The organism is Micromonospora sp. LA-10 (assembly GCF_051853095.1).
Classification (GTDB): Bacteria; Actinomycetota; Actinomycetes; order Mycobacteriales; family Micromonosporaceae; genus Micromonospora; species Micromonospora echinospora_A.
Genome location: NZ_CP195710.1, coordinates 1,497,366 through 1,513,408, shown reverse-complemented (window position 1 = coordinate 1,513,408; position 16,043 = coordinate 1,497,366). Strand labels below are relative to the sequence as shown.

14 protein-coding genes are annotated in these 16,043 nt (G+C 73.1%); 8 read left to right on the top strand and 6 right to left on the bottom strand.

Annotated elements, in window-relative coordinates:
• Nucleotides 1–216: 216 nt before the first annotated feature.
• Nucleotides 217–963 carry an alpha/beta fold hydrolase gene (locus ACSDG8_RS07040; protein WP_210895001.1) on the top strand — a complete coding sequence of 249 codons (747 nt, stop codon included), beginning with the start codon at nt 217–219 and terminating at the stop codon, nt 961–963.
• Between the two features lie 6 nt (nt 964–969).
• Here ACSDG8_RS07040 and ACSDG8_RS07035 read toward each other — a convergent pair whose 3' ends face one another.
• From ACSDG8_RS07035 to ACSDG8_RS07020, 4 genes are all read right to left on the bottom strand, one after another.
• A complete protein-coding gene (locus ACSDG8_RS07035) occupies nt 970–2,646 on the bottom strand; it encodes a CDP-glycerol glycerophosphotransferase family protein (protein WP_210895000.1) in 1,677 nt (558 codons plus the stop codon).
• A 19-nt stretch (nt 2,647–2,665) separates the two neighbouring features.
• Nucleotides 2,666–4,168, bottom strand: coding sequence for a bifunctional cytidylyltransferase/SDR family oxidoreductase (locus tag ACSDG8_RS07030; protein ID WP_210894999.1), 1,503 nt, complete (start codon nt 4,166–4,168; stop codon nt 2,666–2,668).
• A gap of 142 nt (nt 4,169–4,310) precedes the next feature.
• Nucleotides 4,311–5,111, bottom strand: a complete 801-nt coding sequence (locus tag ACSDG8_RS07025; protein ID WP_210894998.1) for an ABC transporter ATP-binding protein — start codon at nt 5,109–5,111, stop codon at nt 4,311–4,313.
• The gene (locus ACSDG8_RS07020; RefSeq protein ID WP_210894997.1) at nt 5,104–6,006 is read right to left on the bottom strand and encodes an ABC transporter permease; all 903 of its coding nucleotides are present in this window, start codon (nt 6,004–6,006) and stop codon (nt 5,104–5,106) included. Before ACSDG8_RS07020 ends, ACSDG8_RS07025 begins: the two co-directional genes overlap by 8 nt.
• Nucleotides 6,007–6,160: 154 nt before the next feature.
• Between ACSDG8_RS07020 and ACSDG8_RS07015 the strand changes: the two genes are divergently transcribed.
• The 3 genes from ACSDG8_RS07015 to ACSDG8_RS07005 all read left to right on the top strand — a co-directional run bounded on the left by ACSDG8_RS07015 (nt 6,161) and on the right by ACSDG8_RS07005 (nt 9,149).
• The gene (locus tag ACSDG8_RS07015) at nt 6,161–6,793 is read left to right on the top strand and encodes a TetR/AcrR family transcriptional regulator (protein WP_030499727.1); all 633 of its coding nucleotides are present in this window, start codon (nt 6,161–6,163) and stop codon (nt 6,791–6,793) included.
• 149 nt (nt 6,794–6,942) lie between these two features.
• Nucleotides 6,943–8,049: a DegT/DnrJ/EryC1/StrS family aminotransferase gene (locus ACSDG8_RS07010; RefSeq protein WP_210894996.1), complete on the top strand. Its 1,107-nt coding sequence runs from the start codon at nt 6,943–6,945 to the stop codon at nt 8,047–8,049.
• Between the two features lie 104 nt (nt 8,050–8,153).
• Nucleotides 8,154–9,149, top strand: a complete 996-nt coding sequence (locus ACSDG8_RS07005; RefSeq protein WP_247678637.1) for a Gfo/Idh/MocA family protein — start codon at nt 8,154–8,156, stop codon at nt 9,147–9,149.
• A 42-nt stretch (nt 9,150–9,191) separates the two neighbouring features.
• On the opposite strand, the gene ACSDG8_RS07000 is transcribed toward ACSDG8_RS07005, so the two are convergent.
• Nucleotides 9,192–10,838 carry a glycosyltransferase gene (locus ACSDG8_RS07000; protein ID WP_210894994.1) on the bottom strand — a complete coding sequence of 549 codons (1,647 nt, stop codon included), beginning with the start codon at nt 10,836–10,838 and terminating at the stop codon, nt 9,192–9,194.
• A gap of 119 nt (nt 10,839–10,957) precedes the next feature.
• Between ACSDG8_RS07000 and ACSDG8_RS06995 the strand changes: the two genes are divergently transcribed.
• From ACSDG8_RS06995 to ACSDG8_RS06980, 4 genes are read left to right on the top strand one after another with little or no spacing between them, the layout of a single operon-like run.
• Entirely contained in the window at nt 10,958–12,172 is a 1,215-nt protein-coding gene (locus tag ACSDG8_RS06995; protein ID WP_307856205.1) for a glycosyltransferase, read from the top strand.
• A gap of 29 nt (nt 12,173–12,201) precedes the next feature.
• Complete coding sequence (locus ACSDG8_RS06990; protein WP_210894993.1) at nt 12,202–12,765, top strand: hypothetical protein; 564 nt, start codon at nt 12,202–12,204, stop codon at nt 12,763–12,765.
• Entirely contained in the window at nt 12,762–14,144 is a 1,383-nt protein-coding gene (locus tag ACSDG8_RS06985; RefSeq protein WP_247678581.1) for a glycosyltransferase, read from the top strand. Before ACSDG8_RS06990 ends, ACSDG8_RS06985 begins: the two co-directional genes overlap by 4 nt.
• Complete coding sequence (locus tag ACSDG8_RS06980; protein WP_210894992.1) at nt 14,141–14,746, top strand: hypothetical protein; 606 nt, start codon at nt 14,141–14,143, stop codon at nt 14,744–14,746. Before ACSDG8_RS06985 ends, ACSDG8_RS06980 begins: the two co-directional genes overlap by 4 nt.
• Nucleotides 14,747–14,822: 76 nt before the next feature.
• On the opposite strand, the gene wecB is transcribed toward ACSDG8_RS06980, so the two are convergent.
• Nucleotides 14,823–15,911: a non-hydrolyzing UDP-N-acetylglucosamine 2-epimerase gene (gene wecB / locus ACSDG8_RS06975; protein WP_210894991.1), complete on the bottom strand. Its 1,089-nt coding sequence runs from the start codon at nt 15,909–15,911 to the stop codon at nt 14,823–14,825.
• Nucleotides 15,912–16,043 lie beyond the last annotated feature (132 nt).

Below are 16,043 nucleotides of genomic sequence, written 5' to 3'. Positions count from 1 at the left end.
GGAGAGGGAGAGGGAGAGGGAGAGGGAGAGGGAGAGGGAGAGGGCGGGCGAGCGCGGGGCGAGCGCGGGGCGAGCGCGAGAGCGGCGCGCGGGGGCGGGGGCGAGCGGCGTGGGGGCGGGCGGCGTGAGGGCGGGCGGCGTGAGGGCGGGCGGCGTGGGTGGCGGGTCGGGGGTTCGGTCTCGCGTGTCCGGGGCGGGCGGTGGCAGACTGCGCCAATGGGCGATGCGACGGGGAACCGGCACCTGATTCTCCTGCACGGCATGGGCGCCACCGGCGAGGTGTGGCTGCCCTGGGCGCCACTGCTGGAGCGCCGCTGGCCCGGGCGCTGGCTCGCCCCCGACCTGGCCGGCCACGGCTGGTCGCCGCCGCTCGACGGCTACTCGTTCGAGGCCCTGGCCCAGCGCGTGGCCGACGGGCTCGGCCCGGTCCGGCTGGGTCCGGACGACCGGCTGGTGCTGCTCGGGCACTCGCTCGGCGGGGTGGTGGCGCTGGCGCTCGCGGCCCGGCAGCGGGCTCTTCCGGTCGACGCGGTGGTGGGGCTCGGCATCAAGGCGGTCTGGTCCCCGGCCGAGCTGGCGAAGGCGGCTGAGCTGGCCGCCCGGCCGGTCACCTGGTTCGCCACCCGCGACGAGGCGGCCCGCCGCTACCTGCGGGTGTCCGGGCTCGCCGGGCTGTTCGCGCCGGACCATCCGGTGGTGGAGGCGGGGCTGCGGCGGGTGGACGGCCGCTGGCGGCTGGCGATGGACCCGGCCGCGTTCGCGGTCGGCGAGCCCCGGTTGCCCGCCCTGCTGGCCGCCACCGGCGTGCCGGTGCTGCTGGCCCGCGGCGAGCAGGACCCGATGGTGAGCGACGAGCAGCTCAAGGAGCTGGGCGCGCCGGTCGCCACCCTGCCCGGTCTGGGCCACAACGCGCACGTCGAGGACCCGGCCGCCGTGCTCGCCCTGCTCGACGCGTACCTCTGAGCGGGCCTACACGACGGCGCGCTGCGCCGGGACCGCCCAGTCGGCCTCCAGCTCGCGGCGGGCGGCGGCGAGGAACGCCTCGGCGTAGGCGTCGGCGGGGAAGTCGCCCAGGTAGCGGGTACGCGCCGCCCAGCGCTGCGCGGCCTTCGGGTCGGCGTCGAGTAGGTCGGTGAGCACCTGGTCCACGTTCGACATGTCGCGCCGCAGCACGTAGCCGGAGGCCGCGAGCGGGAACCGCTCGACGAAGTGCTCGCCGTCGGCGCCGGTGTCGGTGACCGCGTACGGCTTGCCGGAGTAGAGCCAGTCGGAGATGACGCCGGAGACGTCGGAGACCAGCGCGTCGGCGCGGTTGACGCACTCGGTGAGCGTCAGCTCGCGGGCCGCGGCGGCGCCCCACACGTGCGGGCGGCCGGTCTTGGCCCGGTCGGCGGCGAGCAGCTCGGTGAGCCGGGCGAGCTGGCGGGCCGAGGCCGGGTTCTTGCCGGTGTACGGGTGGGCGCGCAGGATCACCGCCGCCCCGCGGTCGATCAGCCGGCGGATCAGCGTCTCGGCCACCGGCAGCGAGCAGTAGTTGGCGTCGGCGTGGTGCCCGGTCCAGGTCGGGGTGTAGAGGACCGTCGGGTGCGCGGAAGCGGTGACCGGCTCCCGGCGTACCTCGATGGCTTCGACCTGGGGCCGGCCGACCACGACGAACTTGTCGGCGGGGATCTCCACGCCGGCGCGGGCGTACCTGTCGATCGCTGCCTGCCCGGCCACGAAGATCTTGTCGAAGATGGCCGAGATCGGGTTGGCGCTGGGGGCCTTGTCGCTGTCGCCGTGGTGCAGCTGCACGTGGGTGAGCTGGTTGAACCGGATCAGGTGGGCGTTCTTCGCGCCGTGGTTGACGTAGAACGCGACGCGCAGGCTGGGCACCAGCGCCTCGTCGAGCGCCTTCAGGGTGGGGCAGAGGACCACCGGGGCGCGGGTGGCGGCGGCCACCGCGGGCAGGAGTTCCGGCTCGCGCAGCACCACCAGGAACGGGCGGCCGATCCGTTCCAGGTACGGCAGCCACATGGTGACCTGGTATTCCGAGCCGGGCGGCGCGGAGAAGTGCAGTACGAACTCGGGCTGGTGGCGGCGCAGCGCGCGGCCGACCGGGCCACCGCCGGCGGGCGGCCGGAACCGGCGACGTGCGAGGTCGAGCGCGACCGCCCCGCAGCCAGCGCCGACGAGCAGCGTGGCGGCGAGCGCCGACCAGGCGGGCAGGGTCAGGGCGGCGGCGAGCGCCACCACGGCGAGCAGCGCCAGCAGCGCGTCGCCGAGCCGGGCGGCGACCAGCGGCGTCCAGGTGCGGACCGGGAGGTTCGCCGCCCGGATCTCCAGTGCGCCGGCCTGCCGCAGCGGGCCGACCAGCAGCACCAGGCCGAGCAGGACGAGCGCGGTGGCGGCGAGGGCCGGGTCGAAGCCGTCGTCGAGGCGCCGGGCGTAGCCGACGAGGATGCCGGCGGCGACGAGCACCGTCTCGGCGAGGCCGTCGGCCGACGGGCGGACCCGGCGTTCCCAGGCGGTGGCGGCGAGCGCCGCGACGGCCAGGGCCAGGCCCCAGCCGGTGGCGCCGGTGAGCGCCACGACGAGGAAGGCCAGCACCGCCAGCCCGGTGGTCAGTACCCGGGCGAGCAGCTTGCGGACCAGGTCACCACGCATCTGGCACGTCCCGTCGGTCTCAGGCGCCGGTGGACAGCTCGGACCGGTCGGCGCCGGGCTGCGCCGGTACGGCGGCGGCCTGCTCGCCGGGGGCCCGGCGCACGTCGACCACCTGGCCGGTCAGGTCGGAGATCAGCACGTCCAGGGACGCCTGCGCGACCGCCTCGGAGGAGAGCAGCGTGTGCTCCGGCTCCTCGCCGAAGGCCCGCGTCCGCATCGGGGTGGCGGTGCGCTCCGGGTTGACGCAGTTGACGCGTACGCCGAACTCGGCCCACTCGTCGGCGAGCGCCTGGGTGAGGTTGACCAGCGCGGCCTTGGTGGCGGAGTAGAGCGCGTAGCGGGCCCGGCCCCGGGTGTACGAGCTGGACGTGTAGAGCAGCAGCTGGCCCTTGGTCTGCTGGAGGTACGGCAGCGACTGGCGCGCGATGGTGACCGGGCCGACGAAGTTGACGTGCAGGAGACGGTCCATCGTCTCGGAGTCCATCTCGGCGAGCGCGCCCTTCTCCAGGATGCCGGCGGTGACCACCACGTGGTCGATCCGGCCGGTGGCCTCGAACGCGGTCTTCAGCGCGGCTGTCACGTCCTCGGCGCGTTCGACGTGGGTGCCGGTGGTGGAGCGGCTGAACGGGAAGACCTGGGCGCCGTAGCCGCGGGCCAGCTCGGCGAGGTCGTGGCCGATGCCGTAGCTGCCGCCGAAGACCACGATGGTCCGGCCGGTCAGCTCCTCGGCGTAGCTGCGGTGGTCGGTCAGCCGGGGCGCCTGGGCGGCGGCGAGCTGGAACAGCTTGTCGGCCAGGTGCACGTCGACGGGGTGGGTGACCTTGATGTTCTCGTCCGAGCCGTCGATCACCTTGATCGGCGTGCCGGGCAGGTAGCGCAGCACCACGCCGCAGTCGTCGGTGGCGGCGAAGTCGGGGTCGCCCTCGGCGCGGCGGTACGCCTCGCGGATGGTGCCGGAGCGGAACGCCTGCGGGGTCTGGCCGCGGCGCAGCCGGGATCGGACCGGAATGTCGGTGATGCACTCGTCCGCGTCGACCTGGATGATCGTGTCGGCGGACGGGATGGCGACGTCGACGGCCGAGTACGTCCAGAGCGCGTTGACGCACTCGCGCACGATCCGGGCACTGACCAGCGGGCGGACCGCGTCGTGGAAGAGGATGTTGACGTCGCCCTCGCCGACCGCGTCGAGCGCGATCCGGGTGGTGTCGTTGCGGGTCTCGCCGCCCTCGATCACCTTGGTGACCTTGCGGAAGCCGGCGTCGGCGACGATGCGCCGCGCGTCGTCGACGTGGCCGGTGGCCATCAGCACGATGATCTCGTCGATCTCCGGCGCGCCCTCGAAGACGGCGAGGGTGTGCTCGATGATCGGCTTGCCGGCGATCTTGAGGAGCTGCTTCGGGATGCCCAGCCCGAGGCGCGTGCCGGTCCCCCCGGCCAGGATCACGGCCACCGTACGCGCGGGGCGCCAGGGTGCCGGGCTCGCCGGCGCGGCGTCCGGTGCGGTGGTGTGGTCCTGCGTCATTGCCGTTCCTCACTCTGCGTGGATGGGGGATGCGTGCTCTGGTGACCGGATCGTGAACTTCGGTCGACGGCCGAGGAAACCTTAACGCGGACGGCGGAGCGCACCGATCCGGGCGATCCCGGGACCGGTGCGCTCCGGCGGGCTACTTCTGGCCCTCGTACGCGTCGCAGACCTCCTTGGTGGGGCCGTCCATCCGCAGGACGCCGCCCTCCAGCCAGATGGTCCGCTCGCAGGTGTCCCGGATCGAGCCGATGGAGTGGCTGACCAGGAACACGGTGCCGGCGCTGTCGCGCAACTCGCGGACCCGCTGCTCGCTGCGGACCCGGAACTTGCGGTCACCGGTGGCCAGCGCCTCGTCGATGAGCAGCACGTCGTGCTTCTTCGCCGACGAGATGGCGAAGCGCAGCCGGGCGCCCATGCCGGAGGAGTAGGTACGCATCGGCAGCGAGGCGAAGTCGCCGCGCTCGTTGATGCCGGAGAACTCGATGATCTCCGGGGCGATCTTCTTGACCTGGTCCGGGTGCATGCCCATGGCGAGGCAGCCGAGCACCACGTTGCGCTCGCCGGACAGGTCGTTGAGCAGCGCGGCGTTCACGCCCAGCAGGGACGGCTGGCCCTGGGTGTAGACCGCGCCGCGGGCCGGCGGGAGCAGCCCGGCGATGGCCCGCAGCAGCGTCGACTTGCCGGAGCCGTTGCTGCCGATCAGGCCGATCGCCTCGCCCTGGTACGCGGTGAAGCTCACGCCCTTGACGGCGTGCACCTCGCGGATGTTCGGCGCCTTGGTGCGCGAGACGATCCGCTTGAGCGCGGAGACCGGTGTGGTGCCGCCGCTCGCGCCCTTGTGGATCCGGTAAATCACGTGCACGTCGTCCACCACGACTGTGGGCACGCGACCCGAGTCGAACACGGGACCGGCGTTCAGCGGCAGGGTCTGCTCAGCCACGGCCGTACTCCTTCTCTCCACGCCAGAAGTAGACGAACCCGCCGATGCCCATGACGACCGCCCAGAACAGGCCCAGCGCCCAGAGCTTCGGCGGCGAGCTGACCAGGTTGGCCTGGTGCGAGTCGAGCAGCGAGAAGCGGGCCAGCTCGATGAAGACCAGCGGCGGGTTCCACTCCAGGAGGTTCGCGGCCCAGTGCGGCAGGTGCTGGCGGAACAGCGCCACCGGGTAGAGCACGCCGGAGGCGTACAGCCAGGTGCGCATCACGAACGGCATGATCTGCTTGAGGTCGGTGATCTTGGAGCCGATCCGGGCCATGATCATGGTGAGACCGATGTTGAAGACCGTCTGGAGCAGCAGTGTGGGGGCGAGCAGGATCCAGCGCCAGGTCACCGGCTCACCGGTGAACAGCACGATCGCGGCCAGCACCACCATCGACATGAGCAGCTGCTGGAGCTGCACCAGCGTGACGGTGATCGGCAGCGCGGCCCGGGGGAACTGGAGCGCCCGGATCAGGCCCAGGTTGCCGGTGATCGCGCTGGTGCCGTTGGACACCGCGGTCTGGGTGAACATGAAGATGAACACGCCGGTGCACAGGTACGCGATAAAGTTCGACACGTTCCGGTTCTGCGACAGGATCACGCCGAAGATCAGGAAGTAGACCGCCGCGTTGGTGAGCGGTGTCAGCACCTGCCAGAGCTGCCCGAGCTGGGTGTTGCTCAGCGAGGACGCGACCTTCGCCCGCGAGTACGCGGTCATGAAGTGCCGGTACGCCCACAGCCGGCGTGTGTACTCGCCCAGTGGTGGTCGTTCCCCGGCGACCCGCAACCCGTACCGCCGGGCCAGTTCGGCCCGGCTCAGTCCGGATTCGGGGTCGGCCACCGCGGTGTTGGCCATGATCAGGCGCTCCGATCTTTCGTGCTGATGGGGAGCATTGCGGTGAACAGATCCAGCGTGGCCCGGCGGGGAGGAGCCGCCTCGCTGCTGCATGGAAGGTAGTCCACCGAACGTCGGGACGCAACCGTACCGTCGTTGCGCTACATTGTTCCACGTGACGACCGAGAAGAGGCGTGCCCCGGCCGGCGCGGCGGTGCTGCGCGGGGAGATCACCAGCGCCATCCGTACCGCCGTGATGCAGGAGTTGGCCGAGGTCGGCTACGGTCGCCTCTCCATCGAGGCGGTGGCCCGCCGGGCCGGTGTGAGCAAGACCGCCATCTACCGCCGCTGGCGGTCCAAGCTCGACCTGGTGCTGGACATGGTCTCCGCCGTGGCGGGCCGCAACATCCCACTGCTGGACACCGGCAGCCTGATCGGCGACCTGGAGATCCTGCTGCACGTGATGGCGCGTGCGCTGCGTCACCGGCTGGCCGCGCAGATCATCCCGGACCTGCTGGCCGAGGCGGCGCGCAACCCGCAGATCGCGGAGAAGCTGCAGGCCGCGCTGGACGACTACCAGCAGGCGGTGGGCCGGATCCTGATCGGCCGGGCGGTCGAGCGCGGCGAGCTGTCCCCGGACACCGACCGGCGTGCCGCGGTCGACCTCATCGTGGGGCCGGTGTACTGGCGGATGGCGATCTCCCGGGCCCCGCTGGAGCCCGCCGAGGTGCCCCGGATGGCGGCCGCGATCGTCGCCGCCCTGCGGGTAGCATGCGTGGGGCCTGTGCGCGACGAGGTGGAAGTCTGACCCGGGTCGCCCCCGGAGGGCCGTCGTCGATCATGAACAGAAGGTCACATCCAGTCGGACAATCAGCGCGACCCGATTGTTTTTCTGACAGAGCGGTAGCATCCCCCGAAATGTCTCCCATGAACCACGTGTCGACAGGAGGAAGCCCCATGGCCGGGCCGCATCCAGAGTTCATTCCCCCCGCACGGCCGATCATCGGCGAGGCCGAGATCGAGGCGGCCGTCCGGGTGCTGCGGAGCGGCCGGGTCGTGCAGGGCCCCGAGGTCGCGGCGTTCGAGGAGGAGTTCGGCGACCTGGTCGGCGGCCGGCACTGCGTCGCCGTCAACTCCGGCACCTCCGCGCTGCAGCTGACGCTGATGGCGCTCGGCTTCGGCCCGGGCGACGAGATCATCGTCCCCTCGTTCTCCTTCGCCGCGAGCGCCAACGCGGTGCGGCTGGTCGGCGCCGAGCCGGTCTTCGTGGACATCGAGCCGGGCAGCTTCTGCCTCGACCCGGAGGCCGTCGCCGCCGCCGTCACCCCGAAGACCGTCGCGATCATGCCGGTGCACCTCTACGGCCACCCGGCCGCGATGGACCGGATCATGGCGATCGCGCAGCAGCACGGCCTCGCCGTGGTCGAGGACGCCGCGCAGGCGCACGGCGCCGAGCTGAACGGCACCCCGGTCGGCGCGTTCGGCACCGCCGGCTGCTTCAGCTTCTACCCGACGAAGAACATGCACGCCCTGGAGGGCGGCATGATCAGCACCGCCGACGCCGAGCTGGCCCGCACCCTGCGGCTGCTGCGCAACCAGGGCATGGAGCAGCGGTACGCCAACGAGATCGTCGGCGCCAACATGCGCATGACGGACGTGGCAGCAGCGATCGGCCGGGTGCAGCTCACCCAGCTCGGCGAGTGGACCGAGCAGCGCCGCGCCAACGCCAAGTACCTCGACTCGGCGATCACCGGCATGGTCACCCCGCCGGTCGCCGACGGCGCCCGGCACGTCTACCACCAGTACACCGTGCGCGTCGCCGGCAACCGGGACGCGGCCATGGCCCGCCTCACCGAGCTGGGCATCGGCAACGCGGTCTACTACCCGACCCCGATCCACCGGCTCAAGCCGTACCTCGTGGACGGCAAGCCGGGCGCCTGGGACCTGCCGGAGACCGAGCGGGCCGCCGCCGAGGTCGTCTCGCTGCCGGTGCACCCGTCGCTGAGCCCGGCCGACCTGGAGCGGATCGCCGAGGGCGCGAACCTGGCCGCCGGTGCTCGGTGAGCGCGAGGAGTGAGCCGGGTCTGCGAGCCCCGCAGTCGCGAACGAAGGAGAGCTCAGTGAGCGAAGGACGGAAGCTGCGGGCCGGTCTGATCGGCCTCGGCGCCATGGGGCGCAACCACGCCCGGGTGCTGTCCAACCTCGACGGCGTCGACCTGGTCGGCGTGGTCGACCCGGCCGGCGACGTGACCGGCACGCTGCGCGCGCCAGTCGTACCCGAGCTGAGCGACCTGCTCGCCCTCGGCGTCGACTACGCGGTGGTGGCCTGCCCCACGGCGCTGCACGAGCCGATCGGCATGGAGCTGGCCGCCAACGGCGTCTGCGCGCTCGTCGAGAAGCCGCTCGCCCAGTCCGTCGACGCCGCCACCCGGCTGGTCGAGGCGTTCGAGAACGCCGGCCTGGTCGCCGGCGTCGGCCACATCGAGCGCTACAACCCGGCGCTGCAGAGCCTGCGCACCCGCCTGGAGGCGGGCGAGCTGGGCGAGGTGTTCCAGGTCGTCACCCGGCGCCAGGGCCCGTTCCCGCACCGGATCGCCGACGTCGGCGTGGTGATGGACCTGGCCACCCACGACATCGACCTCACCGCCTGGGTGACCGGCCAGGAGTACACCTCGGTCTCCGCCCGCACGGTCTCGCGCAGCGGCCGGCTGCACGAGGACATGGTCGCGGTCGTCGGTCAGCTCGCCGACGGCACGATGGTCAACCACCTGGTCAACTGGCTGAGCCCGCTCAAGGAGCGGTCCACTGTCGTCACCGGCGACAAGGGCTGCTTCGTGGCCGACACGCTCACCGCCGACCTCACGTTCTACGCCAACGCCGCCATCGACACCGAGTGGGAGGCGCTGCGCGCGTTCCGCGGCGTGGCCGAGGGCGACATGGTCCGCTACGCCATCCCGAAGCGGGAGCCGCTGCTGGTCGAGCACGAGCGGTTCCGCGACGCGGTGGAGGGCAAGCAGAGCGACATCGTCACGCTGCGGCAGGGCCTGCGTACCGTCCAGGTCGCCGCCGCCCTGCTGGAGGCCGCCGCGGACGGCCGTACCGTGGCCGTCGGCCCGGCCGCCGCCGACCGTGACGGGCGCGGCCTGCAGCCGACCCCGGCCTGACACCGGCTCCGGCCGGGCGTCACCGACGCCCGGCCGGGCCGGTCACACGCTGTCGATCCCCAGCAGACGGTCGAAGCACGGGGCGTTCACCGACCAGTCCCAGGTGGCAGCGGCGTGCTTGGCCGCGGCCTCGCCGGCGGCCCGCCAGACCTGCTCGTCCGCGGTGACCGCACGGACCCGGGCGGCGGCCTCGGCCGGCGTCCCGACCACCCAGTCGGCCGGGAAGACGGTACGCGCGCCGTGTTCCCCGCCGGCGAAGAACGGCCAGTCCCGCACCACCGGCACCGCGCCGCTGGCGGCGCCCTCCACCACGGCACAGTGGAAGCTCTCCCGCACCGAGCTGCTGAGCACCACGCCGATGCCGGTCAGCACACCCGGTACGTCGTCGGTGTGGCCCAGCCGGGTCACCGCGCCGGAGGGCGCCAGCTCGGCCAGCTCCGTCTCCAGCTCGGCCGCGTAGTGGCGTGCCGCCCGGCTCATTCCGGTGTCGATCCCACCGCCGACCAGGAGCAGGCGGTACCGCTCGTCGGTGGCGCGCAGCAGCCGCAGCACCTCGACCGCCCACCGCGGGTCCTTGGCGACCGCGCTGGTGCCCACCAGGCCGAGCGTGAACCGCGCCGCCGGGTCCTTGGGCCGCGCGAACGGCGCCAGGGCCATCGCGTTGCACAACACATGGGTACGCGGCGCGTGCGCGCCGGTGAGCCCGGGCGCCACCCGCAGCGTGAAGTCACGCAGGTGCTCGGAGACGAAGACGACGTCGTCCACCCGGCTGAAGTCGATCAGGTTCGGCCACCTGCCGAACGCCTCGTAGCTGTGCAGCCGGACCACCACCCGGGTGTCGCCGGGGTCGACCAGGCCGACCATCACCGCGGTCGCCACCGCCCAGTCCACGAACACCGTGTCGGCCCAGTCCAGGTGCGGTCGCAGCCAGTCCTCGACCTGCCTGCCGTAGTCGGTGTCGCGCAGCAGCGCCTCGGCGGTCATCCGCCTGGACTGCCGGATCAGCGGCCCGGCCACCGGGTCGTCGTCCAGCCGCACGTAGCGCAGCTCCACACCGGGGTGTGCCTCGTACCGCTCGCGGATCGCCTGCACGAAGTGCGCGCTTCCGTTGAGCAGCAGCAGCACCCGCTGCGGCCGGTCCGCCGGCGGCGGCGCGGCCGGCTGCCGGCGACCGCGCGGCGTCAGCAGCGCCCGCCCTACGGCGCTGTCGTGCAGCGGCGCGAGGAACGCCGCCGGATCGTCCACCAGCGGTGAGCTGAGCTGGTCGAAGTGGATCACCCGGTGGAACTGGGTGTGCAGCACCCGGTGCAGCCGCCGGGCCGCCGCCTCGCCGTCGCCCCGGGCGTACGCCCGGTCCGCCTCGGCCAGGTCGGCCGAGACGGCGGCAGTCAGGTGGGCCGGGGTACGCCCCTCGGCGATCTCGTCGGCGGCCTCCTGCGCGAGCAGGTCGGCGCGGGCGGCCGGGTCCACGCCACCGGCCACCGCGACCAGCGCCGCCCGGGACTCCGCCGCCGGCCAGCCGGCCCGGACCATTCCGGCGCGCAGGCGGCGGGCCAGCGACGACCGTGCGCCGGCCGGCAGCAGCGGCGCGGCCGCCAGGCCGTGGATCAGACGGGCCGCCGCGCGGTGCCGCACCACCCGGGGGGCGGTGACGCGACGGAGCACGCCGGCTGCGAGCTTGCTGCCCATCTGGGCTGGGTCCTTCCGATCGCGGAGGCGGGCGCCGCAACGCCGACACGCGTGGTCGGCGAGCGCGGTGGGTGCATGTTAACGTGGCGCGGTCCCTACTTGCGGCGAGGAAGGTTCGGGTGCCGGCAACTTCAGCACGGGACGTCGTCGTCCTCACGCCCTGGTTCCCGACCCGCGAACTGCCCTTCCGCGGCTCGTTCGTCCAGGCGATGGTCGACGCGACCGCACCGGTTTCCGACCGGATGACCGTCTATCACTGCGACGCCTGGGTGGCCGCCCTCGATCCGGCTGCTGAGCGCCGGGTCCGCGACGCCCACCGCGTCCTGCTCGGCCACGCGCTGCACCGCACCCCGACCGTCGGCGGCGCCGACCTGGTCTACGTGCCGGTGCCGGTGCCCCGCGGGCTGGGGCACGCGGAGATCGCCGACCGGCACGACGAGGCGCTGCGCGCGGCACTCGGCGGCCGTCCGCTCACCGCCTCCGTCGTGCACGCCCACGTCGGGCTGCCCAGCGGCTGGGCGGCGATCCGCAACGCCGGACCGGACACCCGGGTCTTCGTGACCGAGCACGCCAGCTTCCTGGACAAGGTGCTCGAGACCGCCCGTGGCCGGGAGATGTACGACGAGGTGCTCGACCGGTGCGCCGGTTTCCTCGCCGTCGGCGAGGGCGTCCGTGCCCCGCTGGTCGAGGCGTTCCCGCACCACGCGGACCGGATCGGGGCGATCGCCAACCCGATCTCCTTCGACCGGCCCCGCCCGACGCCGATCACCGCGCTGCGCCGGTGGCTGTTCGTCGGCGCGCTCTCCGAGCTCAAGGGCGTACCGCTGCTGCTGGAGGCGTTCGCGCGCTGCCGGCAGGACGACCCGGCCCTGACGCTGACGCTGGTGGGGGAGGGTGCGCTGCTGGCGAGCCTGACCGCCCGGGCGGCCGAGCTCGGGGTGGCCGACGCGGTCACGTTCACCGGGGCGGTCCCGCCCGAGCGGGCGCTGGAGCTGATGCGGGAGCACGACCTGCTGGTGCACCCGAGCCGCCGCGAGACGTTCGGGGTGGCGGTCATCGAGGCGATCGCGGCCGGGTTGCCCGTCCTGGTCACCCGCTGTGGCGGTCCGGAGCGGACGCTGGCCGGCATCGAGGACGCCGCCGGTCAGATGATCGACGTGACAGACGCCCCGGAGACGATCGTCGCCGGATACCGGCGGCTGCGGTCCCGGTTCCCCGACGACCTCGAACCGGCCCACGCCCGTAAGGCGCTCGCCGACCGGTACGGCTACGCAGCCGTCGCCGAGACGCACCGCCGCCTGTGGTTCTCCGACGAGGCCGACCCGGCGGTCTGACGCCGGGCGCCCGCAGCTGATGGAGTGAGATGCACGTCCTTTTCCTGTCCGTCGGGTCGGTCCGGCGGCGCGCGGTCGTGGAGGAGTCCCGTCAGGTGATCGCCGACGGGGGCGCCGCCACTGTGGTCGTCGACCGGATGGGCCCCTGGAGTCGTGAGACGTTCGCCACCGGCGTGCGGGTGATCGACCTGGCCGCCCTGCAACGTCGGCTGCCGGCCGACCGGGTCGAACAGGCGGCGCTGTACAAGGCGCCCCGCAAGCTGCTGCGGACCATCGGCCGCGGTCCGCTGCGGAAGGTGTCGAAGCGGGCCGAGCGGGCGTTCCAGCGGCGCCTCGCCGACCCGGCGCACCGGGCGTTCGTGCGGATGCGCGGCGACCAACGTGACCGGCTTCTCGCCCGCGCCTGCGCGCGCCCCACGGTGGATGTGCTCGTCGTCACCGATCCGGTGGCGATGCCGTACGCCGTGCGCCTGATCGAGCGCCGACGCGGTCACGCGAGCCCGAGAGTCTGCTTCAGCTACGACTACTCTGGAGTGGCGACCGATGGCCAGCACCGACCCGACCCGGATTCCGCCCAGGGGGACACTCCATGACGCGCCCGACGCGCCGACCGCGCATCCTGTACCTGTCCTTCTACTTTCCGCCGTCGCGGGCCAGCGGCGTGTACCGGGCCCGGGCCACCGCGAACTACCTCGCCGAGCACGGCTGGGATGTGACCGCCTTCGCGTCGCCGCTGTCGTTCCTGCACCGCGTCATCGGCTCGGTCGACGAGCAGCTGGCCGAGACCGTGCACCCGTCGATCCAGGTGGAGCGGCCCAACATCAGCCACTTCGCCTGGGAACGTGACCTGCACGCCTACGGCCGCTTCCGGGGCATGTCGCCGATCCTGGCCCGCAACCTCTACAACTTCGGGTTGAAGAAGTTCTTCCCCGAGCACTACCTGTCCTGGGCGCTGGCGTCGGTGCGCAAGGCGCTGCGGATGCACGCCCGGCGGCGCTTCGACGTGGTGCTCGCCACCGGCAACCCGTTCGCCTCGTTCGCCGCCGCCTGGATGATCCACAAGGCCACCGGCGTGCCGTTCGCCGTCGACTACCGCGACGCCTGGACGCTGAACATGTTCACCGAGGAGCCGGGGTACGAGCCGGGCCACCCCGCCTGGCGCTGGGAGCGCCGGATCCTGCGCGACGCCTCCGCGTCGATCTTCGTCAACCAGCCGCTGCTGGCCTGGTACGCCGACCGCTACCCGAACGCCGCGGACCGGATGATGGTGGTCCCCAACGGCTGGGACCCGGACCTGCTGACCCAGCTCGACGCGCCCACGCCGCCGTCCGAGTCGGACCGCGACCGCCCGCTGCGTTTCTCCTTCCTCGGCACCATGAACAGCACCCAGCCGGTGGAGCAGATGGCCGAGGCGTTCCAGATCGCCCGGCGGCATCCCGACCTGGCCGACGCGGAGCTGAACATCCACGGTCACCTCGGCTACTTCAAGCAGGGCAAGACCGACCTCATCGCGCGGCTCGGCCTGGTCGAGGGCGAGCAGGGGCACGCGCTGCCCGAGTACGGCATCCACTACCGGGGCCCGGTCTCCAAGACCGAGGTCGGCAAGGTCTACCAGGACAGCGACGTGCTGGTCTTCCTGGCCGGCGGCGCGCGGTACGTCACCTCCGGGAAGATCTTCGAGTACATGGCGAGCGGCAGCCCGATCGTCTCCGTGCACGCGCCCGGCATCGCCGCGCAGGACGTGCTGGCCGGCTACCCCCTCTGGTTCAACCCGGAGAGCCTCGACGTCCACGACATCGCCGAGTCGATGATCGCCGCCGGCAAGGCGGCCCGGGACATGTCGGCCAAGCAGCGCGCCGAGGCGCGCGCGCACGCCGACACGTTCACCCGGCAGGCCGTCACGGCGCCGCTGGAGGCCAGGCTGCGCTCGATGGTCAGGCGCAAGATCGAGGCGGGAAGGATCGCATCGTGACGTTCGACGACGGAACCGGGAACCAGCCGTCCCCGGTGGACGCGCCCCGTACGCCGCGGGCGCTGCTGCTGGCGTTCAACCACAAACCGCACGAGAAGGTCGTGGCGCTGGCCGAGCGGCTCCTCGACGAGGGCGCCCGGCTGGACGTGGTGGTCCTCAGCGACACGAACTGGGCGGACCTGGCCGGCCGGCCCAACGTGCGGCTGTTCACCCTCGGCGCCGCGGAGAAGCGGCATCCGCTGCTGCGCACCGAGCGGATCGTGGTCACCAGCGGGCCCCGGCGAGTGGCCCGCGGGCTGAGCCGGCTGGCCGGCGGCGGCCCGGCGAGCGGGCTCAGCCGGCGGCAGGAGCGCCTGAGCCGGGCGTTCCACAAGCGCGTGTTCATGAAGGCTTACTCGAACGTGCGCCCGCTGGTGCTGTCCCGGCTGGCCGACAAGCGGCTGTCCGAACTGGACCTGGAGCGCGACCCGGTCGACCTGATCGTGGCCTCCGACGCGCTGTCCATCACGCTCGGCTGGCGGCTGGCCCGCCGCTTCCCGAAGGTGGTCGCCACCACCTCGCTCGACCCGCCCCCGCTGGAGCAGCTCACCGCGGCGGCCTGACGCCGCCCGCGGCACTACCGGAAAACGGCCCGCCGGACACCGTCGATCGCGACGGCGCCCGGCGGGCCGATCCGATTCAGCGGGCGTGCTCGGCGAGCACCCGGACCACGTTCTCGGCCGCGCGGCCGTCACCGTACGGGTTGCCTCGCGGGGCGGCCGGCCGGGCCCGGGTGGCGGTCTGCACCCAGCCGGCGTCGCCCAGCGCCGACGGGTCCGGCACCAGCCGGTTCCAGTCGTCGGCGAGCGTCTCCACCCATTCCGTCTCCGGGCGCAGCGTGGTGCAGGGCCGGTCCAGCAGGTACGCCTCCTTCTGCAGGCCGCCCGAGTCGGTCACCACACCGACGGAGCCGAGCACCGCGGCGACCATGCCGCCGTACGGCAGCGGCCGGCCCACGTGCAGCGCGCCGCCGCCCAGCTTGATGCCGTGCTCCTCGGCCCGGGCCAGCAGGCGCGGGTGCGCCAGCAGGGCGACCGGCACCGGCAGCTCGGCGAGCGCGCCGACCAGCGCGGCCAGCCGCGCCGGGTCGTCGGTGTTCTCCGCCCGGTGCAGCGTGGCCAGCAGGTACGGGGCGTCCGGGTCGATGCCGGCCGGCAGCTCGGGGCGCGGCTGGTCACCGGCCAGCACGGCGTCGCGCACACGCAGGCACACGTCGACCATCACGTCGCCGACCAGCACCGAACGCGCGGCCAGGCCCTCGGCGGACAGGTGGCGCACCGCCTCCTCGGTGGGCGCCAGCAGCAGGTCGGCGCAGTGGTCGGTGAGGACCCGGTTGTGCTCCTCCGGCATCCGGCGGTTGAACGAACGCAGCCCCGCCTCCAGGTGGGCCACCGGCAGGTGCATCTTCACCGCGGACAGCGCGCCGGCCAGCGTCGAGTTGGTGTCGCCGTACACCAGGACCCAGTCGGGTCGTTCGGCCGCGAGCACCGGGTCGAGGGCGGCCAGCGTCTTGCCGGTCTGCACGCCGTGGCTGCCGGACCCGATGCCCAGGTGCACGTCCGGGTCGGGGATGCCGAGCCCGGAGAAGAAGACGTCGGAGAGGTCGGCGTCGTAGTGCTGCCCGGTGTGCACGATGACGTGCTCGTGCTCCGTGGCGGCGAACGCCGCGGCGATCGGTGCGAGTTTGACCAGCTGGGGCCGGGCGCCAACGATGCTGACGACCTTCATGTGGGTGATCCCTCCGATTGTCTGTCCGTCCGACCGGGGCGGCGACAGTGGGCGCCCCGCGGAACCGGCTGTGCCGGCCGGTGAGGGGAACCCCCACGCGGGCGATCCAGGCTAACATCGGGGCATTCCGCT

What these genes read in the sequence shown, in the direction of transcription:
- ACSDG8_RS07040 (WP_210895001.1), top strand. Translation starts at nt 217, where the DNA reads ATGGGCGATGCGACGGGGAACCGGCACCTGATTCTCCTGCACGGCATG.
- ACSDG8_RS07035 (WP_210895000.1), bottom strand. Translation starts at nt 2,646, where the DNA reads ATGCGTGGTGACCTGGTCCGCAAGCTGCTCGCCCGGGTACTGACCACC.
- ACSDG8_RS07030 (WP_210894999.1), bottom strand. Translation starts at nt 4,168, where the DNA reads ATGACGCAGGACCACACCACCGCACCGGACGCCGCGCCGGCGAGCCCG.
- ACSDG8_RS07020 (WP_210894997.1), bottom strand. Translation starts at nt 6,006, where the DNA reads ATGGCCAACACCGCGGTGGCCGACCCCGAATCCGGACTGAGCCGGGCC.
- ACSDG8_RS07010 (WP_210894996.1), top strand. Translation starts at nt 6,943, where the DNA reads ATGGCCGGGCCGCATCCAGAGTTCATTCCCCCCGCACGGCCGATCATC.
- ACSDG8_RS07005 (WP_247678637.1), top strand. Translation starts at nt 8,154, where the DNA reads ATGGGGCGCAACCACGCCCGGGTGCTGTCCAACCTCGACGGCGTCGAC.
- ACSDG8_RS07000 (WP_210894994.1), bottom strand. Translation starts at nt 10,838, where the DNA reads ATGGGCAGCAAGCTCGCAGCCGGCGTGCTCCGTCGCGTCACCGCCCCC.
- ACSDG8_RS06990 (WP_210894993.1), top strand. Translation starts at nt 12,202, where the DNA reads ATGCACGTCCTTTTCCTGTCCGTCGGGTCGGTCCGGCGGCGCGCGGTC.
- ACSDG8_RS06985 (WP_247678581.1), top strand. Translation starts at nt 12,762, where the DNA reads ATGACGCGCCCGACGCGCCGACCGCGCATCCTGTACCTGTCCTTCTAC.
- wecB (WP_210894991.1), bottom strand. Translation starts at nt 15,911, where the DNA reads ATGAAGGTCGTCAGCATCGTTGGCGCCCGGCCCCAGCTGGTCAAACTC.